Raw genomic sequence first — 26,636 nt, forward strand, 5'->3', positions numbered from 1 at the left:
CCATTTGTGCCTTCTTTACATTTTTTTGTTATAATAGATAGAGAAAAGGTGAACATATGAAAAAAATATTAGTTGTAGATGATGAGAAACCAATCTCAGATATTATTAAATTCAATATGACCAAGGAAGGCTATGAGGTTGTAACAGCCTTTAACGGTAGAGAAGCCATCGAGCTATTTGAGGCGGAGCAACCTGATATTATTATTCTAGATTTGATGCTTCCTGAGATCGATGGTTTAGAAGTTGCTAAGACCATTCGTAAGACTAGCAGTGTGCCTATCATTATGCTCTCAGCCAAGGATAGTGAGTTTGACAAGGTTATCGGTTTAGAACTTGGGGCAGATGATTATGTCACAAAGCCCTTCTCAAACCGTGAATTGCAGGCGCGTGTGAAGGCTTTACTTCGCCGTACAGACCTCGCTTCAGTGGATAGTCAAGAAACTGATGAAAAGAAATCCCAACCCCTGCAGATTGGCGATCTGGAAATCGTTCCAGATGCTTATGTGGCTAAGAAATACGGTGAGGAATTAGATTTGACACACCGTGAATTTGAACTTTTGTACCACTTGGCCTCTCATATTGGTCAAGTCATTACGCGTGAGCACTTGCTTGAAACTGTCTGGGGTTATGACTATTTTGGTGATGTTCGTACAGTGGACGTGACCATCCGACGTTTGCGTGAAAAAATTGAAGACACTCCAAGCCGTCCAGAATACATCCTAACACGTCGTGGTGTGGGTTACTATATGAGAAATAATGATTGAAGATATTAGACAAACGATTCTGACCAGTGATTTTATCTTTATTTTGATTTTGCTGGGCTTTATCTTGGTGGTCACCTTGCTATTGCTAGAAAATCGCCGTGATAATATTCGACTAAAGCAGATTAATCAAAAGGTCAAGGATTTGATTGCAGGGGATTATTCTCGAGTATTGGATATGCAGGGAAGCTCTGAAATTACCAACATCACCAATAACCTCAATGATTTGTCTGAGGTCATTCGTTTAACGCAGGAAAATCTGGAGCAAGAAACAAAAAGGCTTAACAGTATTCTTTCTTATATGACAGATGGAGTTCTTGCAACCAATCGCCGTGGTCAGATTACTATGATTAACGATATGGCTAAGAAACAGCTGGGTATCGTAAAAGAAGAAGCATTGAACAAAAGCATCCTAGAATTGCTTAAGATAGAGGAAGAGTATGAACTGCGTGACCTCATTACACAGATTCCCGAATTGATGATTGATTCCCAAAATGCTAATGGAGAATATCTTAGCCTTCGTGTGCGTTTTGCACTCATTCGTCGTGAGTCTGGATTCATCTCTGGTTTGGTTGCCGTTTTGCACGATACGACTGAACAGGAGAAGGAAGAGCGTGAACGGAGACTCTTCGTGTCCAATGTTAGCCATGAGTTGAGAACTCCTTTGACGAGTGTTAAATCTTATCTTGAAGCCTTAGACGAGGGAGCCCTGTATGATCCTGTTGCTCCTGATTTTATCAAGGTTTCGCTTGATGAAACCAACCGTATGATGCGGATGGTGACAGATCTCTTGCATCTCTCTCGTATTGATAATGCGACCACTCAGTTGGATGTGGAATTGATTAATTTTACAGCCTTCATCACCTTTATCCTCAACCGATTTGATAAGATGAGGAGCCAGGATGAAGAGAAAAAATATGAGCTGGTTAGAGATTACCCAATCAATTCAGTTTGGATCGAGATTGATACCGATAAAATGACCCAGGTGATTGATAATATTCTCAACAATGCCATCAAGTACTCACCAGATGGTGGGAAAATTACTGTCAGCATGAAAACCACTGAAGACCAGATGATTTTATCTATCAAAGACCAAGGTCTAGGTATTCCAAAGCAAGATTTGCCGAAGATTTTTGACCGCTTTTACCGTGTGGATCGTGCAAGAAGTCGTGCCCAAGGTGGAACTGGTCTAGGTCTGGCTATTGCCAAGGAAATCATCAAACAACACAATGGCTTTATTTGGGCCAAAAGTGAATACGGTAAGGGGTCAACCTTTACCATCGTGCTCCCTTATGATAAGGATGCCGTAAAAGAAGAAATATGGGAGGACGAAATAGAAGACTAGAATGAGTGAAAAAGGCTTTAAATACAGTATTTTAGCATCAGGTTCCAGTGGAAATTCCTTTTATCTGGAAACCCCAAAAAAGAAAATCCTAGTAGATGCAGGCTTGTCTGGTAAGAAAATTACCAGTCTCTTGAGCGAAATCAATCGCAAGCCTGAAGATTTGGATGCGATTTTGATTACGCATGAGCATTCAGACCATATTCATGGAGTCGGTGTGTTGGCTCGAAAGTATGGCATGGATCTTTATGCCAATGAAAAAACTTGGCAGGCTATGGAAAATAGCAAGTACCTCGGTAAGGTGGATTCATCGCAGAAGCACATTTTTGAAATGGGAAAAACCAAAACCTTTGGCGATATCGACATTGAGAGTTTTGGGGTCAGCCACGATGCGGCAGCGCCCCAGTTTTACCGCTTTATGAAAGACGACAAGAGCTTTGTTATGCTGACCGATACAGGCTATGTTAGTGATCGTATGGCAGGAATAGTCGAGAATGCTGACGGTTATCTCATTGAGTCCAACCACGATGTGGAAATCTTGAGAGCAGGTTCTTACGCTTGGCGTCTCAAACAGCGAATTCTATCAGATCTCGGTCACCTCTCTAACGAAGACGGTGCTGAGGCCATGATTCGTGCAATGGGAAATCGGACCAAGAAAATCTACCTCGGGCATTTGTCCAAAGAGAACAATATCAAGGAGTTGGCTCATATGACCATGGTCAACCAGCTAGCACAAGCTGATCTGGGAGTCGGAGTAGACTTTAAGGTTTATGATACCTCTCCAGATACAGCAACACCACTGACAGATATATAAAAAGAAGGCGGGGGCCTTCTTTTCTTATGTATTTATCAGAGATTTAGTGTGGTATAATGATTAAAAATATATAGGAGTAATATTGTGAAGAAAAAATGGTTATTTAGAGATTACTATGATACAACGATTATCATTCTAGCACTGATATCGGTTGTTCTAGTCTTGCTTGGATTTGCGGAAATGATTGATTTGGACAATCCTCCCTACAGCATCATTGATTTAGTGATTTGGTTTGTTTTTGTGGTAGATTATGGTTGGCGGTTCTTTTCAAGCCAAGGAAAATGGCGATTTATCCTTGAAAATATCTTTGACTTGTTAGCTATCCTTCCTTTAAATGCTATTTTTACAGTATTTCGATTAGGGCGTATCTTCCGCTTAGCAAGACTGACAAAATTACTGAAACTCACTCGTCTTTTAAGAATCGTTGGTTTGACTGGAAAGTTGGAAAAGAAGGTTAGCAAACTCTTACGAACAAATGGCTTACTTTATATTTTCTATCTCAATTCTTTTATTGTACTGGTAGGGAGTTCAATTTTATCTGTTGTTGAAGAAAAGTCTTTCTCTGATAGTCTTTGGTGGGCGCTTGTAACGGTAACAACTGTTGGTTACGGTGATATTGTTCCTACTTCCATTTTTGGGAAGTGGTTAGCAGTTTTACTGATGCTTATCGGTATTGGAACAATAGGGATGTTAACAAGTGCCTTGACGAATTTTTTTGTAAAGGATAATCAAGATAATCAGATACAATTTGAAAAACTACAAGATCAATTACATAGTCAAAAAATATTACTAGAGAAGCAATCTGAGAAAATCGAAGAACTGCATCGGATGATACAAGATTTGCTTGAAAAAATATAGTTTTGACCATACAAAAAGCCACTCGAAGAGTGGTTTTTTACAATCCTGCAAATTCTTTGATTTCTTGTGCTGACATGGAAGAGTCGCAACGGACATTGATTTGACCATCTGCAACGTGGACAAAACCTGGTACAGTTGGAATTCCATAACGTGAACGGAAATCTTGCACAGCATTGAGTTGACTTGGTTCTTCACTGTTGATGAAGTAGATGTGAGCTTTGGTTTCAGCTACGACACCTGCCAATGTGCCAGCAAATTTACGGCAGTAAGGGCAAGTTTTACGACCAATAAAGAAGGTTGCAGTTTCTTTTTTATCAAGAGCTTCTTGCGCACGCGCAACTGTAGTGACTTCAAGGTCTTTGATGTTATCTAAAAATTGTTCCATGAGATTACCTCGCTTTCATTGATAAGTCTAGTATGCCATAAAGTTCCTAAAATTGCTTAGATTTGATACGAAAAAAAGATGAGAGGGGTTCGTCTCATCTTTTATAGATTTTTATTTTACAAAAGCATTGATTTCTGCTTCGATGTTAGCAATTTTAGCTTGTGATTCTTCATTACTTTCACCCACAACGGCAATGTAGAACTTGATTTTTGGTTCTGTACCTGAAGGACGAACGGCAATCCAAGAACCGTCAGCAAGTGTATATTTCAAAACATCACTTGGAGGAGTTGTCAAGGCTGTTACAGTACCGTCAGCAGCAGTAGCAGTTTGAGCCTTGAAGTCTTCTGTGATTGAGATAGCAGTAGCGTTAAATTCTTTCGGACCATTGTCACGGAATTTAGCCATAATCGCTTTGATTTGCTCAGCTCCATCAACCCCTGAGAGAGTTACAGAGATAGTCTTTTCAGCGTAGTAACCGTACTCTTTGTAGATTTCTTCGATACCGTCAGCAAGAGTCAAGCCGCGTGAACGGTAGTAGGCAGCAAGCTCAGCAACGACAAGAACGGCTTGGATGGCGTCTTTATCACGTACGAATGGTTTAATCAAGTAACCGAAGCTTTCTTCAAATCCCATCATGTAAGTGTGATTGTGTTTTTCTTCAAATTCTTGGATTTTCTCTGCGATGAATTTGAAACCAGTTAAGACGTTGAACATGGTTGCGCCGTAGCTTTCGGCAATCTTCGTTACCAAGTCAGTTGATACGATAGACTTGCAGAGAGCAGCATTTTCAGGAAGTGTTCCAGCGTTTTTGTGGGCTTCCAAGATGTATTTTGCCATGATAGCTCCGATTTGGTTACCTGAAAGGTTGAGGTAGCTACCATCTTTTTGAAGAACTTCGACACCGACACGGTCAGCGTCAGGGTCAGTTGCGACAAGCACATCAGCACCAACTTTACGTCCGAGTTCTTCTGCAAGTGCAAAGGCTGCTTGGCTTTCTGGGTTAGGAGACTTAACAGTTGAGAAGTCAGGGTCTGGAGTTGCTTGCGCTTCCACGACTTGAACTGAGTCAAATCCTGCTTGAGCAAGAGCACGACGAGCCAACATTTCACCAGTACCATGAAGTGGTGTGTAGACAATCTTCATGTCTTTACCAAATTCTTCAATCAAGGCTGGGTTTATGTTCACATCTTTAACTTCTTTAAGGTATTCCACATCGACAGCTTCACCGATGACTTCAATCAAGCCAGAAGCTTTTTCAGCTTCCACATCAGCAACTTCCACCGCAAATGGGTTTTCGATAGCACGGATGTAAGTTGTCAAAGCATCCGCATCGTGTGGAGGCATTTGTCCACCATCTTCACCGTAAACTTTGTAACCATTAAATGGAGCTGGGTTGTGGCTAGCAGTGATCATGATACCTGCGAAACAGTTGAGGTGACGAACTGCAAATGAGAGTTCTGGAGTCGGACGAAGGCTTTCAAAAACGTAAGATTTGATACCGTGTTTTGCTAGAACTGCAGCAGATTCAAAGGCAAACTCTGGTGAGAAGTGACGGCTATCGTAGGCAATTGCCACACCGCGTTCTTTTTCATTTCCACCTTTTGACTCAATCAAACGAGCCAAACCTTCAGTTGCTTGACGGACAACATAGATATTGATGCGGTTTGTACCAGCGCCGATCAAACCACGCATACCAGCAGTACCAAATTCTAGATTGGTATAAAAGGCATCTTCCTTTGTTTTTTCGTCCATATTTTCCAAATCTTGACGAAGGTAGTCTGGAAGGTCAGCAAAATCGACCCATTTTTGATAATTTTCTTGGTAAGTCATTGAATGTCTCCTTTGTCTATTAGCTTTAATCGCTTTCATTATATCACGATTTATCATTTTAGTAAAACGTTAGCATAACTTTCTGAAAAAGCTTGAAATGAAATGGATTCTATAGTCTTGAACCCCTTAGAGAAACATGCTATACTACCTATATGATTATTTTACAAGCTAATAAAATTGAACGTTCATTTGCAGGAGAGGTTCTTTTTGATAATATCAATCTGCAAGTAGATGAACGAGATCGGATTGCCCTCGTTGGGAGAAATGGAGCGGGTAAGTCTACTCTTTTGAAGATTTTGGTTGGAGAAGAGGAGCCAACTAGTGGGGAAATCAATAAGAAAAAAGATATTTCTCTGTCTTATCTAGCCCAAGATAGCCGATTTGAGTCTGAGAATACCATCTACGATGAAATGTTCCATGTCTTTGATGACCTACGTCGAACTGAGAAGCAACTTCGTCAGATGGAACTAGAGATGGGTGAAAAGTCTGGTGAGGATTTGGATAAACTGATGGCGGATTATGACCGTTTGTCAGAAAATTTCCGTCAGGCTGGTGGCTTTACCTATGAAGCTGATATCCGTGCTATCTTGAATGGTTTCAAGTTTGATGAGACTATGTGGCAGACGAAAATTGCCGAGCTCTCAGGTGGTCAAAATACTCGTCTCGCACTGGCTAAAATGCTCCTTGAAAAGCCCAATCTCTTGGTCTTGGACGAGCCGACCAACCACCTGGATATCGAAACCATTGCCTGGCTGGAAAATTACTTGGTGAACTATAGCGGTGCACTCATTATTGTCAGTCACGACCGTTACTTTTTGGACAAGGTTGCGACGGTTACACTGGATTTGACCAAGCATTCTTTGGATCGTTATGTAGGTAATTACTCTCGCTTTGTCGAGTTGAAGGAGCAAAAGCTAGCTACTGAGGCAAAAAACTATGAAAAGCAACAAAAGGCAATCGCGGCTCTAGAAGACTTTGTCAATCGCAATCTAGTGCGAGCTTCAACGACCAAGCGTGCTCAATCTCGACGCAAACAACTGGAAAAAATGGATCGCTTAGACAAGCCTGAAGCTGGCAAGAAATCAGCCAATATGACCTTCCAGTCTGAAAAAACGTCGGGAAATGTCGTTTTGACTGTTGAAAATGCAGCCATTGGCTATGATGGGGAAATATTGTCAGAACCTATCAACCTAGACCTTCGTAAGATGAACGCTGTTGCGATTGTCGGACCAAATGGTATTGGCAAATCAACCTTTATCAAGTCGATAGTAGACCAGATTCCTTTTATCAGGGGAGAAAAGCGATTTGGTGCCAATGTTGAGGTTGGCTACTATGATCAGACTCAAAGTAAGTTGACCGCAAGTAATACGGTACTTGATGAACTCTGGAATGATTTTAAACTGACTCCAGAAGTTGAGATCCGCAACCGCCTTGGTGCCTTCCTTTTCACAGGAGATGATGTTAAAAAATCAGTAGGAATGTTATCTGGTGGCGAGAAAGCTCGTTTGCTATTGGCTAAATTGTCTATGGAAAATAATAACTTCCTGATCCTTGACGAGCCGACCAACCACTTGGATATTGATAGCAAGGAAGTGTTAGAAAATGCCCTGATTGACTTTGACGGGACCCTGCTGTTTGTCAGTCATGATCGTTACTTTATCAACCGTGTAGCCACTCATGTTTTGGAATTGTCTGAGAATGGTTCGACCCTCTATCTTGGAGATTATGACTACTATGTTGATAAGAAAGCAGAAGTAGAAATGATTCAAACTGAGGAAGCTTCAACTAACAATCAAGCAAAAGAACCGAGCCCAGTCAATGACTACCAGGCTCAGAAAGAAAGTCAGAAAGAAGCCCGTAAGCTCATGCGACAAATCGAGAGTTTAGAGGCTGAAATCGAAGAGTTAGAAAGTCAAAGCCAAACTATTTCTGAACAAATGTTGGAGACAAACGATGCCGAAAAACTCATGGAATTGCAGGCTGAACTGGATAAAATCAGCCATCGTCAGGAAGAGGCTATGCTTGAATGGGAAGAATTATCGGAGCAGGTGTAAAGATGGAACATCTTGGAAAGGTATTTCGTGAATTTCGAACAAGTGGGAAGTACTCCTTGAAAGAGGCGGCAGGTGAATCGTGTTCAACCTCTCAGTTATCTCGCTTCGAGCTTGGGGAGTCTGACCTAGCAGTTTCTCGTTTCTTTGAGATTTTGGACAATATTCATGTGACTATTGAAAATTTCATGGACAAGGCTAGGGATTTTCAAAATCATGAACATGTTGCCTTGATGGCACAGATTATTCCGCTTTACTACTCAAATAATATTGCTGGTTTTCAAAAGCTTCAAAAGGAACAGCTCAAGAAAGCGAAGAGTTCGACCAATCCCCTCTATTTTGAGCTGAATTGGATTCTGCTACAAGGTCTGATTTGTCAAAGAGATGCTCATTACGCGATGAGGCAGAGTGATTTGGAAAAAGTAGCAGATTATCTTTTTCAAACAGAAGAATGGACCATGTATGAGTTGATTCTTTTCGGAAATCTCTATACTTTCTACAATGTGGACTATGTGGCTCGGATTGGCAGAGAAGTCATGGAGCGAGAAGAGTACTACAAAGAAATTGGTCGGCATCGTAAACTTGTTTTGATTTTAGCTCTGAACTGTTACCAGCATTGTTTGGAAAACCGTTCCTTTACGGATGCGGACTATTTTGAGGGCTATGTGGAGAAGTTGATTGGAAATGGTATCAAGCTTTATGAGCGCAATATCTTCCACTATCTCAAAGGTTTCTCCCTCTACCAGAGAGATTTGAAAGAAGAAGGTTGTAGTCAGATGCAGGAAGCCATGCATATTTTTGATGTGCTTGGACTTCCAGAGCAAGTGGCTTACTATCAGGAACATTATGAAAAATTTGTAAATGCTTAAATTTCCCAAATAAGGGAAATTTAAAGAGACTCCTTTCAGTTTTGATACAATAGTTTCAAAATTTGAGAGGAGCTTTTTATATGAATCGACATGCAATCCAGTTGATTAGTCGTGGGGCTATTAATAAAATAGGGAATATGCTCTATGACTATGGAAACAGTGTTTGGTTGGCATCGATGGGGACGATAGGACAGACTGTTCTTGGAATTTATCAGATTTCTGAACTCGTCACATCGATTCTGGTCAATCCCTTTGGCGGAGTGATTTCAGACCGCTTTTCGCGTCGCAAAATTTTGATGACGACAGACTTGATTTGCGGTATTCTCTGTTTAGCTATTTCTTTCATCAGAAATGATAGCTTGATGATTGCTGCCTTGATTTTTGCCAATATTGTTCAGGCGGTTGCCTTTGCATTTTCTCGTACAGCCAATAAAGCCATTATAACTGAGGTTGTAGAAAAAGACGAGATTGTGACATATAATGCTCGCTTAGAGCTCGTTTTGCAGGTTGTAGGTGTTAGCTCCCCTGTACTTTCTTTCCTCGTTTTACAATTTGCCAGTCTCCATATGACGCTTGTTTTAGATGCCATTAGTTTTTTCATCGCATTTACATTAGTAGCTTTCCTTCCCAAAAAAGAGACTCAGTTACAAGAGAAAAAGACTTTCAGCTGGAAAAATATTTTTGCTGATATGAAAGAAGGAATTAGCTATATTTGGCGCCAGCAAGAGATTTTTTTCCTTTTGTTAGTAGCTTCCAGTGTTAATTTCTTTTTTGCAGCTTTTGAATTTCTCCTCCCCTTTTCAAATCGACTTTACGGGGTAGAAGGAGCTTATGCTAGTATTTTGACTATGGGTGCTATTGGTTCGATTATCGGAGCTCTTCTAGCTAGTAAAATAAAGGCAAGTATTTATAATCTTTTGATTCTATTGGCTTTGACTGGAGTTGGAGTTTTTATGATGGGATTACCACTGCCAACTTTTCTTTCCTTTTCTGGAAATTTAGTTTGTGAACTGTTTATGACGATATTTAATATTCACTTTTTTACTCAGGTGCAAACCAAGGTTGAGGGAGAATACTTGGGGAGAGTCCTAAGCACAATTTTTACATTAGCCATCCTATTTATGCCGATTGCAAAAGGCCTTATGACGGTGCTACCAAGTGTACATCTCTCTTCTTTTCTGATCATTGGAAGCGGGGTTATTGTCCTGTCTTGTTTCTCCCTCGTTTATGTGCGAAGTCGTTTTGAAAAAAAGGTATAAATCCCCTTTCTTTAAAAAAATTTCACTATTAACTATTTTTCAGCCCTTCTCCATTGTGAGGAGGGCTTGGTTTGTGGTAAAATGGTTTTATGAATGAAAGAATGAATGAGTTAGTTGCCTTACTCAACCGCTATGCGACGGAGTACTATACGAGTGACAATCCTTCGGTTTCAGATAGCGAGTATGATCGCCTCTACCGAGAGTTGGTCGAGTTGGAGGCTGCCTATCCAGATCAAGTTTTAGCGGACAGTCCGACCCATCGTGTTGGTGGTAAGGTTTTAGATGGTTTTGAAAAATACAGTCATCAGTATCCTCTTTATAGTTTGCAGGATGCTTTTTCACGTGAAGAGTTAGAAGCTTTTGATGCGCGTGTTCGTAAGGAGTTAGCCCATCCCACTTACATCTGTGAGCTAAAAATCGATGGTTTGTCTATCTCGCTAACCTATGAAAAGGGGATTTTGGTTGTTGGTGCCACACGTGGGGATGGTTCTGTTGGTGAAAATATCACAGAAAATCTCAAGCGTGTCAAGGACATTCCTTTAACCTTGCCAGAAGAACTTGATATTACCGTTCGTGGAGAGTGTTATATGCCACGCGCTTCGTTTGACCAAGTCAACCAAGCTCGCCAAGAAAATGGAGAGCCTGAATTTTCTAATCCTCGTAATGCGGCGGCTGGAACTTTGCGTCAGTTGGATACAGCAGTAGTAGCCAAACGCAATCTTGCCACTTTCCTCTATCAAGAAGCAAGCCCTTCTACTCGTGATAGCCAAGAAAAGGTCTTGAAGCATCTTGAACAGCTTGGCTTTGTAGTTAATCCTAAACGAATTCTGGCTGAAAGTATTGATGAGATATGGAATTTTATCCAAGAAGTTGGACAAGAACGGGAACATTTGCCTTACGATATTGATGGAGTGGTTATTAAAGTCAATGACTTAGCAGGTCAAGAAGAACTTGGTTTTACCGTTAAAGCGCCCAAGTGGGCAGTCGCCTATAAATTTCCCGCTGAAGAAAAAGAAGCCCAACTACTCTCAGTTGACTGGACAGTAGGTCGTACGGGTGTTGTGACCCCAACTGCCAATCTAACACCTGTTCAGCTTGCTGGGACCACTGTTAGTCGTGCAACTCTTCACAACGTAGATTATATCGCCGAAAAGGATATCCGCAAAGACGATACGGTTATAGTTTATAAGGCTGGAGACATCATCCCTGCTGTTTTGTGTGTGGTAGAGTCAAAGCGTGTTTCTGAAGAAAAACTAGATATTCCGACTAATTGTCCAAGTTGTGACAGTCAATTGCTTCACTTTGAAGATGAAGTGGCTCTTCGTTGTATCAATCCAAGATGCCCTGCTCAAATCATGGAAGGTTTGATTCACTTTGCCTCTCGAGATGCCATGAATATTATAGGACTTGGTCCATCCATCGTTGAAAAGCTTTTTGCTGCCAATTTAGTAAAGGATGTGGCAGATATTTACCGTTTGAAAGAAGACGAATTCCTCCTTTTAGAGGGCGTCAAGGAAAAGTCAGCCTCTAAACTGTATCAGGCCATTCAAGCATCTAAGGAAAACTCTGCTGAAAAGCTCTTGTTTGGTCTGGGAATTCGCCATGTCGGAAGCAAAGCAAGTCAGCTATTACTCCAACATTTCCACTCTATTGAAAATCTAGCCCAAGCAGATCCAGATGAAGTGGCAAGTATCGAAAGCTTGGGTGGTGTGATTGCTCAAAGTCTTCAGACCTATTTTGCTACAGAAGGGTCTAAGATTCTTTTAGATGAGTTGAAAGAAGCTGGAGTCAATCTGGACTACAAAGGACAGACAGTAGTGGCAGATGCGGCCTTGTCAGGTTTGACAGTAGTTCTGACAGGAAAATTGGAACGTCTCAAACGCTCAGAAGCAAAAAGCAAACTCGAAAGTCTTGGTGCCAAAGTCACAGGCAGTGTATCCAAGAAAACAGATCTAGTCGTAGCAGGAGCGGATGCAGGAAGTAAGCTCCAAAAAGCACAAGAACTTGGTATCGAAGTTCGAGATGAAGCCTGGTTGGAAAGTTTGTAAAGAATAGTTGAAAACTAGGTGTTAGATAGTCTCAAACTATCTCTCCTGATGTGTTTTGACATGGTTAAAATCTGTTGTCCATCGTGATGAAATGCCAACTGAATCCATCAGAATCAAATAAAATTAAAATAGAAATTAGGAAAAAACATGTACAATTATCCCGTTCTTCTCCATTTTCATAGAAAAAATGGAGATTATACAGCTTGCTCATTTAGCACAGACCGAGATGAAAACAAAAACTCTTTAACTTCAGAGACCACTTATTTTGGTCTTCAGTTTTCTTTTACCGTGACCAGTCAGGAAAAGGTGGATAGTTTCACCTTCAAAGCCGAGATAGATGGTGTATTAAAAGAATATCTTGTACGTTTTAACTACTATCCCTTGCTAACAGAAGCATGGATTTTAGAGGGCGACGAGACTGTTTATTATTCTGAAAACCCAGCTATTGCTAGTCCTTACTATAAAGATCAAAATCCTTTTGCCTTTGATAAAGCCATCCATAGCGCAAGCTTTGATCATCACTGGGGATATCAAGGAGACTTGGGCTGCCAAGGATCTGATTCCCAGACCAGTTTTAAACTTTGGGCTCCAACAGCTACAGCTGTTCAGGTGGTTGTCTATGAAAACACTAGTAACGATGCACCTATTTGGAAAACCTTTAATCTAGAGCGTGGCAATAGCTATTCATATAGTCATAAGTACAATACCATTGGTGTGTGGAGTCTAGACTTAGATGAAAATCTTGCTGGTAAGGCTTATCAGTATCAAATTGAATTTCCTCACCACCAGACTTTGACGAGAGATCCTTACACAACTGCAACAAGTCCTGACGGGAAACGTTCTGTTATTCTTTCTCGCAAAGACAGACAAGTAGAAAGATTTGAAGTCAAACATGGGACAGAAGCGCCATGGCGTTTGGAGAATCCATGTAAAGCAGTTATCTGTGAAATGCATATTCGAGATTTTACCAAATCGCCTACATCTGGTGTTCCTGAAGAACTCCGCGGAACCTTCTTGGGTGCTGCTCAGACTGGAACAGTTAACCAGTACGGTCAAGCAACCGCCTTTGACTATATTAAAGAACTTGGTTGCAACTATGTTCAACTTCAACCCATCTTTGATCGTCATAAGGAATATGATCAAGATGGAAATGTAACCTATAACTGGGGTTATGATCCTCAAAACTACAACGCACCAGAAACGAGCTTCTCTAGCAATCCAGATGATCCCGGACAAGTTATTCGAGACCTCAAGACCATGATTCAGGCTTATCATGATGCAGGAATCGGTGTCATTATGGACGTGGTTTATAACCATACCTTTTCAACAGTTGACGCTCCATTCCAGACAACTGTTCCCGATTATTTCTATCGTATGAATCGTGATGGAACTTTTCAAAACGGTACGGGAGTAGGAAATGAAACTGCAAGTGAGCACGAGATGTTCCGCAAGTATATGATTGATTCCATCCTTTATTGGGTGAAAGAATACAATATTGACGGTTTCCGTTTCGACTTGATGGGCATTCATGATGTCAAAACTATGCAGGCAATTCGTTGGGCACTGGATGAGGTCGATCCGCGTATTCTCACTTATGGAGAAGGCTGGGATATGGGAACAGGTCTTGCTCCTTATGATAAGGCTAAGAAGGATAACGCCTATCAGATGCCAAATATAGGTTTCTTTAACGATAATCAGCGTGATGCGATCAAAGGAGGAGAAGTTTATGGAGCAATCAAATCAGGATTTGTGAGTGGTGCTGCTACAGAACCAATCGTCGCCAAGGCTATTCTTGGTAGCCGAGAGTTGGGATCCTATCTCAGTCCAAACCAAGTTCTCAACTATGTTGAAGCTCATGACAATTACAATCTTCATGACTTGCTAGCAACCCTTCATCCTGATAAGAGTTCCGACCAGATTATGCGCAAGGTTGAGACAGCGACAGCTATGAACCTTCTCATGCAAGGTATGTCCTTTATGGAACTTGGTCAAGAGTTTGGACGAACTAAGTTGATTCCAACTGGTGAACATGGAGAACTAACTCCTGCAGACCGAGAACGTGCTATGAATAGCTATAATGCTCCGGACAGTGTTAACCAAGTCAACTGGGATCTGATCAATGAACGCCAAGACAGCATTGAGTTTATTCGTCAGATTATCCGCCTAAAAACGCAAATCAGTGCCTTCTCTTATCCAACATATGAAGAAATTTACCGTCATGTCTTTGTCCATACAGCTGCTGAGAATAGCGGGTGGATTGTTTATGAGATTCACGGTGGAGCAGAGCACTTATTGGTGGTATTCAATGCTAAGGGAACCTCCTTCTACTTTGAAAATGCAGGTAAGCTTGAAATGTTCCTTACCAACAGTCGTTCAAAACAAGAAAATGTTATTGATGATATTAGCGTCGCAGTTTTAAAAGTGCTCTCATAAATTAATGTAGTAAAAAGGGTTAGATTATCTAATCCTTTTTGTCATTTATGAGATTTTTAATGAAGAGTAGAATTAAGTTTCAAATAATTTGAAGGATCAAGATTGTGAAAAAAATCTCAATTTTTTCACAAAAGGGTTGTAATTTTCTGAAAATTTGATAAAATAAGTCTTAATAATTTTCAGGAGGAAGAAAATTGGCAAGATATCAGAATTTAGTAAATGGAAATTGGAAATCATCTGAAAAGGAAATTACAATCTATTCACCCATTAATCAGGAAAAGCTGGGGACAGTACCGGCTATGAGTCAAGCTGAAGTAGATGAGGCTATGAAAGCTGCGCGTGCAGCTCTCCCAGCATGGCGTGATTTAGCATCAGTTGAGCGTGCAGCCTATTTGCATAAGACAGCAGACATTTTGGAACGTGATAAAGAAAAAATTGGTACAATTCTTGCCAAAGAGGTTGCTAAAGGGATAAAAGCAGCCATTGGAGAAGTAGTACGTACAGCAGATTTGATTCGTTTTGCTGCAGAAGAAGGTCTCCGTATCACTGGACAAGCAATGGAAGGGGGCGGTTTTGAAGCTGCAAGTAAAAACAAACTAGCCGTTGTCCGTCGTGAGCCAGTTGGTGTCGTTTTAGCTATCGCGCCATTTAACTATCCAGTTAACCTTTCTGGATCTAAGATTGCTCCGGCTTTGATTGCAGGAAATGTCGTCATGTTTAAACCACCAACACAAGGATCTATCTCAGGTCTGTTATTAGCCAAGGCTTTTGATGAGGCAGGTATTCCAGCAGGAGTATTTAATACGATAACTGGCCGTGGTTCTGAAATCGGTGACTATATCATTGAACACCAAGAAGTTAACTTTATCAACTTTACTGGCTCGACTCCAATTGGTGAGCGAATCGGTCGTTTAGCTGGAATGCGTCCTATCATGCTTGAACTTGGTGGGAAAGATGCAGCTATTGTTCTCGAAGATGCAGACTTGGAACACGCAGCTAAACAAATCGTCGGTGGAGCCTTTAGCTACTCTGGTCAGCGTTGTACCGCTATCAAACGTGTTTTGGTTGTGGAAAGCGTAGCAGACAGATTGACTGAATTGCTCCAAGCTGAAGTTGCTAAGCTAACAGTCGGTGACCCATTTGACAATGCAGATATCACACCTGTTATTGACAATGCTTCAGCTGATTTCATCTGGGGATTGATTCAGGACGCTCAAGAAAAGGGTGCCAAAGCGCTCAGTCCAATCAAACGTGAGGGCAATCTCATTTGGCCAGGACTTTTTGATTATGTCACAAGAGATATGAAATTAGCATGGGAGGAACCGTTTGGCCCTGTTCTCCCAATTATCCGTGTTTCCGATGCAAATGAAGCGGTAGCAATTGCCAATGAATCTGAGTTCGGTCTTCAATCCTCTGTCTTTACAAACGACTTTAAGAAGGCATTTGAAATTGCTGAAAAACTTGAAGTTGGAACGGTTCATATTAATAACAAAACACAACGTGGACCAGATAATTTCCCATTCCTTGGTGTAAAGGGTTCTGGTGCAGGAGTGCAAGGGATTAAATACAGCATTGAAGCAATGACAAATGTCAAATCCATTGTTTTTGATGTGAAGTAATCTAAAAAATCAGGAATTTAGCTTCCTGATTTTTATTTTTGCTCAAAAATTCAGTTAGAATTTGAAAAATAACGAATGTTTTGATATTATACTAAGCAAATATATGTAAATCATTTATTTTTTCAACAATTAAATGAAAAATTATATAATGTTAAAATATATTTTCTAAAATTTTCAAGATATTTTTTAAGAAATTCCGTAAACTGCTTGAAAGTTCTTTTAAAAGATAGTATAATAGAATTATAGAAAACGCTTACAAAAAGAAAGGGGATTGGATGAATAATCAAGAAGCATTGAGAACCTTCACTACTGGAGAAAATTTTCATCTTCAGCACTATCTAGGAGCACATAAAGAGGAAAAAGACGGAGAAATTGGTTTTACTTTCCGTGTTTGGGCACCTAACGCTCAGGCTGTGCACTTAGTTGGTGATTTTACAAACTGGACAGAGCATCAAATTCCCATGGTTCGTAATGAAGCAGGTGTTTGGGAAGTCTTCACAAGTCTGGCTTATGAAGGGCAGATTTATAAGTATCATATCACGCGTGCAAATGGGCACCAGATTATGAAAATTGATCCGTTGGCGGTTCGTTTTGAAGCCCGCCCAGAGACTGGAGCCATCCTGACTGATATTCCAGAGAAAAAATGGAAAGATGGTCTTTGGCTAGCTAGGAGAAAACGCTGGGGCTTTTTTGAGAGACCAGTCAATATTTATGAAGCTCACGCTGGATCTTGGAAGAGAAATCCAGATGGTAGTCCATACAGCTTTGCACAACTCAAGGAAGAACTCATTCCATACCTTGTTGAGATGAATTACACTCACATCGAATTTATGCCTTTAATGGCTCACCCGCTTGGATTGAGTTGGGGCTACCAGCTTATGGGTTACTTTGCTATGGAGCACTCTTATGGGCGACCAGAGGAATTCCAAGATTTTGTTGAGGAATGTCATTTAAACAATATCGGTGTAATTGTGGATTGGGTTCCAGGTCATTTTACCATCAACGATGACGCCCTTGCTTATTACGATGGAACACCAACTTTTGAATACCAAGACCACAACAAGGCCCATAACTACGGTTGGGGAGCTCTTAACTTTGACCTTGGGAAGAATGAAGTTCAGTCCTTCTTGATTTCTAGCATTAAATTCTGGATTGAATTTTATCATTTAGATGGTATTCGAGTGGATGCAGTCAGCAATATGCTCTACCTAGACTATGATAATGCTCCTTGGACTCCAAACAAAGACGGTGGTAACCTCAACTACGAAGGCTACTATTTCCTTCAACGTTTGAACACTGTTATCAAGTTAGCGCATCCAGATGTGATGATGATTGCAGAAGAAAGTTCATCAGCAACAAAGATTACTGGTATGAAAGAAATGGGCGGTCTAGGATTTGACTACAAGTGGAATATGGGTTGGATGAACGACATTCTCCGTTTCTACGAGGAAGACCCGATTTATCGTAAGTATGATTTTAACTTGGTAACCTTCAGCTTCATGTACGTTTTCAATGAAAACTACCTCTTACCATTCTCACATGATGAAGTCGTTCATGGTAAGAAGAGCATGATGCACAAGATGTGGGGAGATCGATACAATCAATTTGCAGGTTTGCGAAATCTCTACACTTATCAAATTTGTCATCCAGGTAAGAAACTCTTGTTCATGGGAAGCGAATATGGTCAGTTCTTAGAGTGGAAGTCTGAGGAACAGCTAGAATGGTCTAACTTGGAAGATCCAATGAATGCTAAAATGAAATACTTCACTTCTCAACTCAATCAATTCTATAAAGAGCATCGTTGCCTTTGGGAAATTGACACCAGCTACGACGGCATCGAAATTATCGATGCGGATAATAGAGATCAGAGTGTCCTTTCCTTTATTCGTAAGAGTAAAAAGGGTGAAATGCTAGTCTGTGTCTTTAATATGGCGCCTGTTGAACGAAAAGACTTTACAATCGGACTTCCTGTCGCAGGAGTTTATGAAGAAGTTTGGAATACAGAATTGGAACAATGGGGTGGTGTCTGGAAAGAATACAACCAAACGGTTCAAACTCAAGAAGGATTATGGAAAGATTATGAGCAGACCTTGACCTTTACCTTGCCAGCTATGGGGGCAAGTATCTGGAAGATTAAACGTCGCTTGAAACCAACTAAAACTGTCACAAATAAAACCCAAAAAGGAGTAGAAAATGAAGAATGAAATGCTAGCTTTGATCCTTGCCGGTGGGCAAGGAACACGTCTCGGAAAACTCACTCAAAGCATTGCCAAACCAGCAGTGCAATTCGGTGGGCGCTACCGTATCATTGACTTTGCTCTTTCCAACTGTGCTAACTCTGGGATTCACAATGTCGGTGTGATTACACAATACCAGCCTCTTGCCTTGAACAACCACATCGGAAATGGTTCAAGCTGGGGACTAGATGGCATTAATACAGGTGTTTCTATCCTTCAACCCTACTCTGCAAGTGAAGGAAACCGTTGGTTTGAAGGGACTAGCCACGCTATCTACCAAAACATTGACTACATCGACAGTGTTAACCCAGAATATGTTCTCATCCTCTCTGGAGACCATATTTACAAGATGGACTATGATGACATGCTCCAATCTCACAAGGACAACAATGCCAGTTTGACAGTAGCTGTCTTGGATGTACCCCTCAAAGAAGCTAGCCGTTTTGGTATCATGAATACTGACGCAAACAATCGTATCGTCGAATTCGAAGAAAAACCAGCAGAACCTAAGTCTACTAAAGCTTCTATGGGAATCTATATTTTTGACTGGAAACGTCTACGCAACATGCTAGTAGCCGCTGAAAAGAGCAAGGTAGATATGTCAGATTTCGGTAAAAACGTTATTCCAAACTACCTTGAGTCTGGTGAAAGTGTCTATGCTTATGAATTCAAGGGTTACTGGAAAGACGTTGGTACAATTGAATCCCTTTGGGAAGCCAATATGGAATACATTGATCCAAACAACGCTTTGGATAGTCGTGATCGTCAGTGGAAAATCTACTCACGGAACTTGATTTCACCACCAAACTTTATTGGAAAACACGCTCATGTAGAAGATTCTTTAGTTGTGGATGGCTGTCTCGTGGATGGAACTGTTAAGCATTCTATTCTCTCAACAGAAGCGCAAGTACGTGAGGGTGCTGAAGTAGTAGACTCTGTAATCATGAGTGGTGCCATTATCGGAAAAGGTGCAAAAATTAAACGTGCCATCATTGGTGAAGGTGCTGTTATTTCTGAAGGTGTCGAAATTGATGGAACAGACGAAGTACAAGTAGTAGGATATGATGAAGTAGTGGGGGTAGCAACAGATGAAGATTGATAAATATTCAGCCATTTTAGGAAACACCGTTGGTTTTCACGATATGTCAACGTTAACAGAACACCGTCCGGTGGCTAGCTTGCCATTTGGAGCAAAATATCGTTTGATTGACTTCCCTCTTTCTAGCCTTGCAAATGCTGGTGTTCGTAGTGTCTTTGGAATTTTCCAACAAGATAATATCAGTTCAGTCTTTGACCACATTCGTTCAGGACGTGAGTGGGGCTTATCTACCCTTCTCAGTCACTACTATCTAGGTATTTATAATACGCGTGTTGAAAGTAGCACAGTTGGGAAAGAATATTACCAACAGCTTCTCACTTATTTGAAACGTTCAGGATCAAATCAGACGGTTGCACTTAACTGTGATATCGTGGTGAATATTGACCTCAATCAAGTATTCCATTTACATACTACTGCCGGTCGTCCGATTACAGTTGTTTATAAGAAATTACCTAAAAAGGATATTTCAGATGTTAATGCCATCTTGGAAGTGGATGAAACAGACCATGTTCTTTCTCATAAACTTTTTGATGCCAAATCAACAGATGAACTTTTCAACATGTCTACAGATATATTCGTCGTTGATACTCCGTGGTTGATTGAACGACTTGAAGAAGAAGTTCAAAAAGAATATCCAGAAAAATTACGCTATGTTCTCCGCGATTTAGCTGTAAAAGAAGGTGCTTTTGCTTACGAATACACGGGCTATCTAGCCAATATTCACTCCGTTCAATCCTATTATCAAGCCAATATTGATATGTTGGAGTCTCAAAAATTCTACTCTCTCTTCTCACCTAACCAAAAGATTTATACCAAAGTTAAGAATGAAGAACCAACCTACTATGCGAACACTTCAAAAGTAAGTACTTCTCAGTTTGCTTCTGGTAGTATCATTGAGGGTGAAGTAGTTCAGTCAGTCCTATCTCGTAACATTTATGTTCACAAAGATAGTGTGGTGAAAGACAGCATTTTATTCCCTCGTGTTGTGATTGGTCAGGGTGCCCAAGTTGAATATGCCATCCTAGACAAAGGAGTTGAAGTTGCGGACGGTGTCGTTATTCGCGGTACTGCAGAACACCCAGTTGTAGTCAAAAAAGGCGAAAAAGTTACAGAGGATATTCATTCATGAAAATTTTATTCGTAGCAGCAGAGGGTGCGCCCTTTTCAAAAACAGGTGGTTTGGGAGACGTCATTGGCGCTCTTCCCAAATCACTAGTAAAGGCAGGACACGAAGTTGCAGTTTTCTTACCTTATTATGATATGGTAGAGGCTAAGTTCGGAGACCAGATTGAGGATGTTCTTCACTTTGAAGTGAGTGTAGGATGGCGTAGACAGTACTGTGGTATTAAGAAGACCGTCTTGAATGGTGTTACCTTCTACTTCGTAGACAATCAAACGTATTTCTTCCGAGGTCATGTTTACGGAGATTTCGATGATGGTGAACGTTTTGCCTTCTTCCAACTGGCTGCTCTTGAAGCCATGGAGCGAATTGATTTCATTCCAGATATCCTCCATGCCCATGATTATCACACCGCTATGATTCCTTTCCTCTTGAAGGAAAAATACAGATGGATTCAGGCATATCAAGGAATCAGAACCGTTTTAACTATTCATAATTTGGAATTCCAAGGTCAGTTTTCTGAAGGAATGTTGTGGGATTTGTTTGGTGTTGGTTTTGAACGCTATGCTGATGGAACCCTTCGTTGGAATGACTGTCTTAACTGGATGAAAGCAGGTATTCTCTACGCGGATCGTGTCACAACCGTTTCCCCTAGCTATGCGCATGAGATTATGACCAGTCAGTTTGGTTGCGGTTTGGATCAGATTCTTCGTATGGAGTCAGGTAAGGTTTCGGGTATTGTTAATGGAATCGATACTGATCTCTATAATCCAGAGACAGATGCTCTTTTAGACTATCATTTTGATAAGGATGACTTGTCAGGAAAAGCACAAAACAAAGCAAAATTGCAAGAGAGAGTTGGATTACCTGTCCGAGCAGATGTTCCGCTAGTTGGGATTGTCTCTCGTTTGACACGCCAAAAAGGTTTTGATGTCGTTGTAGAAAGCTTGCATCGTTTCTTACAGGAGGACGTTCAAATAGTCCTTTTAGGAACAGGAGATCCTGCTTTTGAACATTCCTTCTCTTGGTTTGCTCAAGTCTATCCTGACAAGCTATCAGCAAATATCACTTTTGACGTCAAACTTGCTCAAGAAATCTACGCAGCTTGTGATCTCTTCCTCATGCCAAGTCGTTTTGAACCATGTGGTTTGTCTCAAATGATGGCGATGCGCTATGGAACTCTACCATTGGTTCATGAAGTGGGTGGCTTGCGTGATACGGTTCAATCCTTCAATCCGATCGAAGGAACTGGTACTGGATTTAGCTTTGACAATTTAACACCATACTGGCTTAACTGGAGTTTCCAAACAGCCTTGGATGTATATAAGTACCAGCCGGACGTTTGGAAAAATCTACAAAAACAAGCTATGGAATGCGATTTCTCATGGGATACAGCCTGCAAATCTTACCTGGACTTGTACCATAGTTTAGTCAACTAATAGATAAAATCGTATGATTCTTTCATACGATTTTTGGGCTGTTTAGAAAAGAGGAGAAGTGATGACTCAAGTAATGGGCCTCTGTGTCATGGATGTTGATGGCACCCTGATAGCAGAGGAAGTGATTGATCTTTTAGGAAGAGAAGCAGGTTGCGAGGCGGAAATTTCAAAGATTACCAATCAAGCAATGCGAGGTGAACTGGACTTTGAAAGGAGTTTACGAGCGAGAGTCGCATTGTTAAAAGGTCTTCCGGTTTCGGTCTTTGATATTGTCTTCAAATCCATCCATCTTTCCCAAAATGCTCAAGAATTTATCTCCATCCTTCAAAAGAATGGTATTCTAGTCGGTCTAGTGTCTGGTGGATTTACACCAATAGTTGAGAGATTAGCAAAATCCCTCGGTATTTCCTATTTCTCTGCCAATCAGTTAGAAGTCAAAGACGGCTTTTTAACTGGAAAATTAGTTGGTGAAATTGTCACAGCCCAAGTAAAACAAGCTACTCTTGAGAAATGGAGAAAAGACCTAAAACTTCCCAAAGAAAGAACGATTGCCATCGGTGATGGGGCTAATGACCTATTCATGTTAAAATCAGCAGGATGCGGTATTGCATTTTGTGCTAAAGAAATCGTAAAATCTGAGATAGCTTGTTATGTAGATACGAGGGATTTTTTAGAAGTTCTACCTTTGATTGATTTCTTAGAATGAGAGGGAACTATGAAAATTGTAATCGCACCCGATTCTTTTAAAGAAAGTTTGACGGCAGAAGAGGTCGCTCAAGCTATAAAAAGGGGCTTCAAAAAATCGATAGCAGATGTAGAATGTCTGCTTTGCCCTGTAGGTGATGGTGGGGAAGGAACTGTAGACGCTATTCAACATTCTCTTGAACTCGAAGAAAAATGGCAGGAGGTGAAAGGGCCTTTTGGTCTAAATGAAGGAATGCGTTACTTTCAAAAAGGTCAAATAGCGCTCTTTGAAGTTGCTGACTTGGTTGGTTTAGGAAAAATTCCGCAGGAGAAACGAAACCCTCTCCACATCCAAACCAGAGGTATCGGAGAGTTGATTCGCCATCTCGTTGATCAAGGGATGAAAGAAATCTATATAGGAGTTGGTGGTACGGCTAGTAATGACGGTGGAATAGGCATTGCTGCGGGTTTAGGTTATCGTTTTTATGATAAGAATGGAAAAGAATTACCAGCTTGCGGTCAGACTTTGCTTGAGTTCGAGTCAGTTTCAAATAGCAAGTTGTATAGGATTCCTAAAGATGTGAAGATTCGCATTTTAGCAGATGTCGTGAGCCCTTTATGTGGCAACCAAGGAGCGACCTATACATTTGGCAGACAAAAAGGTCTGGATACTGCTCTGTTTGAGACAGTAGATTTGGCTATGCGGCGGTTCTATGAAAAACTTTCGCCAACAACCCTATCTCTGAAAGGAGCAGGAGCCGGCGGTGGCATTGCTGCTGGGCTATGTGCCTTTGCTGAGGCCTGTATCGTATCTGGGATTGATACTTGCTTGGATTTGATTGACTTTGACAAGAAAGTTGCAGGGGCCGACTTGGTTATCGTTGGAGAAGGTAGACTGGACAGTCAAAGCTTTGTTGGAAAAGCTCCTATCGGTGTAGCAAAAAGAACCCCTAACGGAGTCCCTGTTATTGCTATTTGTGGAAGTCTTGCTAACGATTTGCCACCCCTACCATTCGAAAATATAGAAGCAGCATTTTCTATTCTAGAGAAAAGTGAGTCTTTGGAAGACAGTCTGCAAAAAGCAAATGTCTATTTAGAGCACACAGCAGCCAATATTGGCCGTATATTGAAGTTGAGGAAAGACTAGCCAAACCATTTTTTCCAGATAGATTTTTTAGGAGCCTCTGCCTTTTTCTCCTCCCAGAGGCTTGAGAAAGCAAGTCTAAGGTCCTTTTCTTCTACTTGAACAGGTTTATTCGTGTGAATGACAAGACCAAAAGGAGAGGTGATATGATCGTCTGAAACAATAGTCGCCTGACAGTTGCTTTCCTTTGCTTGTTTTAAGTAAAAGACCTGTTTGTCAAACTCGATATTTGGTGAGATTTTCAAGAAAAGTTCCTCTACCTTTTCTTGAAAACCCTCTAAAATAGAGAAAAATCCATGTTCTAATTCAGGACTATTGGCAGTACTGATATCCGCGTAGCCAAGAACTCTTTCCTCGAAAGTGCCGAGATAGCGGCGTTGTTCGCCTGGGTTTAATTTCGGCCCACCATGAGCTTTTTCTAGTAGTTGTTTTGATAAATCTGTCATAAAAACAGTATATCACAAAAATCGCAAGAAAACAGACAAAAGAAAGCGATTACTTTATAAAGTTAAGGAAAATTTGCACAAAGATAACGTTTTTTCTTGAAAAACGCTTATTTTTAAGGTATCATAGAGGTGTAAAAAATTTAACTCAAAGGAGAGTAAAAAATGTCAATTATTACTGATGTTTACGCTCGCGAAGTCCTAGACTCACGCGGTAACCCAACACTTGAAGTAGAAGTTTATACTGAATCAGGTGCTTTCGGACGTGGTATGGTTCCATCAGGAGCTTCTACTGGTGAACACGAAGCAGTTGAACTTCGCGACGGTGACAAATCTCGTTACGGTGGTCTTGGTACACAAAAAGCTGTTGACAACGTAAACAACATCATCGCTGAAGCAATCATCGGCTACGATGTACGTGACCAACAAGCTATCGACCGTGCTATGATCGCACTTGACGGTACTCCTAACAAAGGTAAATTGGGTGCAAACGCAATTCTTGGTGTGTCTATCGCTGTAGCTCGTGCTGCTGCTGACTACCTTGAAATCCCACTTTACAACTACCTTGGTGGATTCAACACTAAAGTTCTTCCAACTCCAATGATGAACATCATCAACGGTGGTTCTCACTCTGACGCTCCAATCGCTTTCCAAGAATTCATGATCGTACCTGCTGGTGCACCATCATTCAAAGAAGCTCTTCGTTGGGGTGCTGAAATCTTCCACGCACTTAAGAAAATCCTTAAATCACGTGGTTTGGAAACTGCCGTAGGTGACGAAGGTGGATTCGCTCCTCGTTTCGAAGGAACTGAAGACGGTGTTGAAACTATCCTTGCTGCGATCGAAGCTGCTGGATATGTTCCTGGTAAAGACGTATTTATCGGATTTGACTGTGCATCATCAGAATTCTACGATAAAGAACGTAAAGTTTACGACTACACTAAATTCGAAGGTGAAGGAGCAGCTGTACGTACTGCTGCAGAACAAATCGACTACCTTGAAGAATTGGTAAACAAATACCCAATCATCACTATCGAAGATGGTATGGACGAAAACGACTGGGACGGTTGGAAAGCTCTTACTGAACGTCTTGGTGGTAAAGTTCAATTGGTTGGTGACGACTTCTTCGTAACAAACACTTCTTACCTTGAAAAAGGTATTGCAGAAGGTGCTGCCAACTCAATCCTTATCAAAGTTAACCAAATCGGTACTCTTACTGAAACATTCGACGCTATCGAAATGGCGAAAGAAGCTGGTTACACTGCCGTTGTATCACACCGTTCAGGTGAAACTGAAGATTCAACAATCGCTGACATCGCAGTTGCAACTAACGCAGGACAAATCAAGACTGGTTCACTTTCACGTACAGACCGTATCGCTAAATACAACCAATTGCTTCGTATCGAAGACCAACTTGGTGAAGTAGCTGAATACCGTGGATTGAAATCATTCTACAACCTTAAAAAATAAAATAGTTCAGTGAACTATTTTATCCCGAACCTTGAAATTCAAAAGTTCGGCCGTTGATTTAACAACGTTAAAAGCCCCTCGGATTTTATCCGAAGGGCTTTTTGTATATAAAGGCAAAAAATAGAAAATAGTTTATGGTATAATAGACAAAAACACTTGTATTAGAAAGCAATTATGTCTAAAGAAATTGATATTGAGTATTACCATCAACTAGCCTTGCAAAAACAGAAGGAGCACCGCAAAGTTTTAGCAAATCTAAAGAAAAAACCTCCTAAAAACTTAGATAAGATTGCACAGCAGATCCACCAAGAAGTCTTTGCTGAGATTGATTGTACTGCCTGTGCTAACTGTTGCAAGACATTGGGGCCCGACTTCAAAGAAGCGGATATTACTCGTATTGCCAAGTATTTTAAGATGAAATTACCAGCTTTTGAAGCAGAATTTCTGCAGGTGGATGAAGATGGGGATAAGGTTTTTAAATCCATGCCTTGCCCGTTTTTAGGAGGAGACAATCTCTGCTCAATCTACGACGTTCGACCAAAGGCCTGCCGTGAATTTCCCCACACAGATCGTAAGAAGATCCATCAAATCAACCATTTGACGATTAAGAATACCTTGACCTGCCCGGCAGCTTATCTCTTTGTTGAAAAATTAAAGGATAAGTTATAGATTTTACACTTTTAAATCTTGTACAAAGATTCTAGGGTGGAAGTATCTTGTATTTGCTAGAA

The 26,636-nt window shown here is 40.9% G+C and carries 21 protein-coding genes; 18 read left to right on the top strand and 3 right to left on the bottom strand.

Features of this window, described 5'->3' with window-relative positions; all coding sequences use genetic code 11:
• Positions 1-56: 56 nt before the first annotated feature.
• The 4 genes from yycF (at position 57) to D8803_RS05810 (ending at position 3,775) form a co-directional block, all read left to right on the top strand.
• Entirely contained in the window at positions 57-764 is a 708-nt protein-coding gene (gene yycF / locus D8803_RS05795) for a response regulator YycF (protein WP_000723165.1), read from the top strand.
• Positions 757-2,106: a cell wall metabolism sensor histidine kinase VicK gene (vicK, locus tag D8803_RS05800; RefSeq protein ID WP_131200526.1), complete on the top strand. Its 1,350-nt coding sequence runs from the start codon at positions 757-759 to the stop codon at positions 2,104-2,106. Before yycF ends, vicK begins: the two co-directional genes overlap by 8 nt.
• A 1-nt stretch (position 2,107) precedes the next feature.
• On the top strand, positions 2,108-2,917 hold the full coding sequence (locus D8803_RS05805; protein WP_001290609.1) for an MBL fold metallo-hydrolase: 810 nt from the start codon (positions 2,108-2,110) through the stop codon (positions 2,915-2,917).
• Positions 2,918-3,001: 84 nt separating this feature from the next.
• Positions 3,002-3,775 (top strand): potassium channel family protein, encoded by a 774-nt coding sequence (locus D8803_RS05810; RefSeq protein ID WP_093585285.1) that lies wholly within the window; start codon positions 3,002-3,004, stop codon positions 3,773-3,775.
• Between the two features lie 37 nt (positions 3,776-3,812).
• On the opposite strand, the gene D8803_RS05815 is transcribed toward D8803_RS05810, so the two are convergent.
• The gene (locus tag D8803_RS05815) at positions 3,813-4,160 is read right to left on the bottom strand and encodes a PedC/BrcD family bacteriocin maturation disulfide isomerase (protein ID WP_131200527.1); all 348 of its coding nucleotides are present in this window, start codon (positions 4,158-4,160) and stop codon (positions 3,813-3,815) included.
• A gap of 111 nt (positions 4,161-4,271) precedes the next feature.
• Positions 4,272-5,990, bottom strand: a complete 1,719-nt coding sequence (locus D8803_RS05820) for a phospho-sugar mutase (RefSeq protein WP_131200528.1) — start codon at positions 5,988-5,990, stop codon at positions 4,272-4,274.
• Positions 5,991-6,142: 152 nt separating this feature from the next.
• Here D8803_RS05820 and abc-f point away from each other — a divergent pair, with 152 nt between their 5' ends.
• The 12 genes from abc-f to D8803_RS05880 all read left to right on the top strand — a co-directional run bounded on the left by abc-f (position 6,143) and on the right by D8803_RS05880 (position 23,995).
• Positions 6,143-8,044 carry a ribosomal protection-like ABC-F family protein gene (gene abc-f / locus D8803_RS05825; RefSeq protein ID WP_131200529.1) on the top strand — a complete coding sequence of 634 codons (1,902 nt, stop codon included), beginning with the start codon at positions 6,143-6,145 and terminating at the stop codon, positions 8,042-8,044.
• A gap of 2 nt (positions 8,045-8,046) precedes the next feature.
• Positions 8,047-8,910, top strand: a complete 864-nt coding sequence (locus D8803_RS05830; protein WP_190316803.1) for an XRE/MutR family transcriptional regulator — start codon at positions 8,047-8,049, stop codon at positions 8,908-8,910.
• A gap of 80 nt (positions 8,911-8,990) precedes the next feature.
• Positions 8,991-10,169, top strand: coding sequence for an MFS transporter (locus tag D8803_RS05835; protein WP_131200531.1), 1,179 nt, complete (start codon positions 8,991-8,993; stop codon positions 10,167-10,169).
• Between the two features lie 89 nt (positions 10,170-10,258).
• Entirely contained in the window at positions 10,259-12,217 is a 1,959-nt protein-coding gene (gene ligA / locus D8803_RS05840) for an NAD-dependent DNA ligase LigA (protein ID WP_131200532.1), read from the top strand.
• A gap of 147 nt (positions 12,218-12,364) precedes the next feature.
• Positions 12,365-14,650: a type I pullulanase gene (gene pulA / locus D8803_RS05845; RefSeq protein ID WP_131200533.1), complete on the top strand. Its 2,286-nt coding sequence runs from the start codon at positions 12,365-12,367 to the stop codon at positions 14,648-14,650.
• 194 nt (positions 14,651-14,844) lie between these two features.
• Complete coding sequence (locus D8803_RS05850; RefSeq protein WP_131200534.1) at positions 14,845-16,269, top strand: NADP-dependent glyceraldehyde-3-phosphate dehydrogenase; 1,425 nt, start codon at positions 14,845-14,847, stop codon at positions 16,267-16,269.
• Positions 16,270-16,544: 275 nt separating this feature from the next.
• The gene (gene glgB, locus D8803_RS05855; RefSeq protein WP_001064523.1) at positions 16,545-18,473 is read left to right on the top strand and encodes a 1,4-alpha-glucan branching protein GlgB; all 1,929 of its coding nucleotides are present in this window, start codon (positions 16,545-16,547) and stop codon (positions 18,471-18,473) included.
• Entirely contained in the window at positions 18,463-19,605 is a 1,143-nt protein-coding gene (locus tag D8803_RS05860) for a glucose-1-phosphate adenylyltransferase (protein ID WP_000787259.1), read from the top strand. The genes glgB and D8803_RS05860 overlap by 11 nt, the downstream gene beginning before the upstream one ends.
• The gene (glgD, locus tag D8803_RS05865; protein WP_131200535.1) at positions 19,595-20,734 is read left to right on the top strand and encodes a glucose-1-phosphate adenylyltransferase subunit GlgD; all 1,140 of its coding nucleotides are present in this window, start codon (positions 19,595-19,597) and stop codon (positions 20,732-20,734) included. Before D8803_RS05860 ends, glgD begins: the two co-directional genes overlap by 11 nt.
• A complete protein-coding gene (gene glgA, locus D8803_RS05870; RefSeq protein ID WP_131200536.1) occupies positions 20,731-22,164 on the top strand; it encodes a glycogen synthase GlgA in 1,434 nt (477 codons plus the stop codon). Before glgD ends, glgA begins: the two co-directional genes overlap by 4 nt.
• A 61-nt stretch (positions 22,165-22,225) precedes the next feature.
• The gene (serB, locus tag D8803_RS05875) at positions 22,226-22,870 is read left to right on the top strand and encodes a phosphoserine phosphatase SerB (protein ID WP_131200537.1); all 645 of its coding nucleotides are present in this window, start codon (positions 22,226-22,228) and stop codon (positions 22,868-22,870) included.
• A 9-nt stretch (positions 22,871-22,879) separates the two neighbouring features.
• A complete protein-coding gene (locus D8803_RS05880) occupies positions 22,880-23,995 on the top strand; it encodes a glycerate kinase (RefSeq protein ID WP_131200538.1) in 1,116 nt (371 codons plus the stop codon).
• Here the strand turns inward: D8803_RS05880 and D8803_RS05885 are convergent.
• Positions 23,992-24,438 (bottom strand): DUF1694 domain-containing protein, encoded by a 447-nt coding sequence (locus tag D8803_RS05885; protein WP_061416835.1) that lies wholly within the window; start codon positions 24,436-24,438, stop codon positions 23,992-23,994. The genes D8803_RS05880 and D8803_RS05885 overlap by 4 nt on opposite strands.
• Positions 24,439-24,600: 162 nt before the next feature.
• Here D8803_RS05885 and eno point away from each other — a divergent pair, with 162 nt between their 5' ends.
• Positions 24,601-25,905, top strand: a complete 1,305-nt coding sequence (eno, locus tag D8803_RS05890) for a surface-displayed alpha-enolase (protein ID WP_061416836.1) — start codon at positions 24,601-24,603, stop codon at positions 25,903-25,905.
• Between the two features lie 174 nt (positions 25,906-26,079).
• Positions 26,080-26,574, top strand: coding sequence for a YkgJ family cysteine cluster protein (locus D8803_RS05895; protein ID WP_000031476.1), 495 nt, complete (start codon positions 26,080-26,082; stop codon positions 26,572-26,574).
• The last annotated feature ends 62 nt before the right edge of the window (positions 26,575-26,636 follow it).

This window comes from Streptococcus oralis (assembly GCF_003943385.1).
Lineage (GTDB): Bacteria > Bacillota > Bacilli > Lactobacillales > Streptococcaceae > Streptococcus > Streptococcus oralis_CA.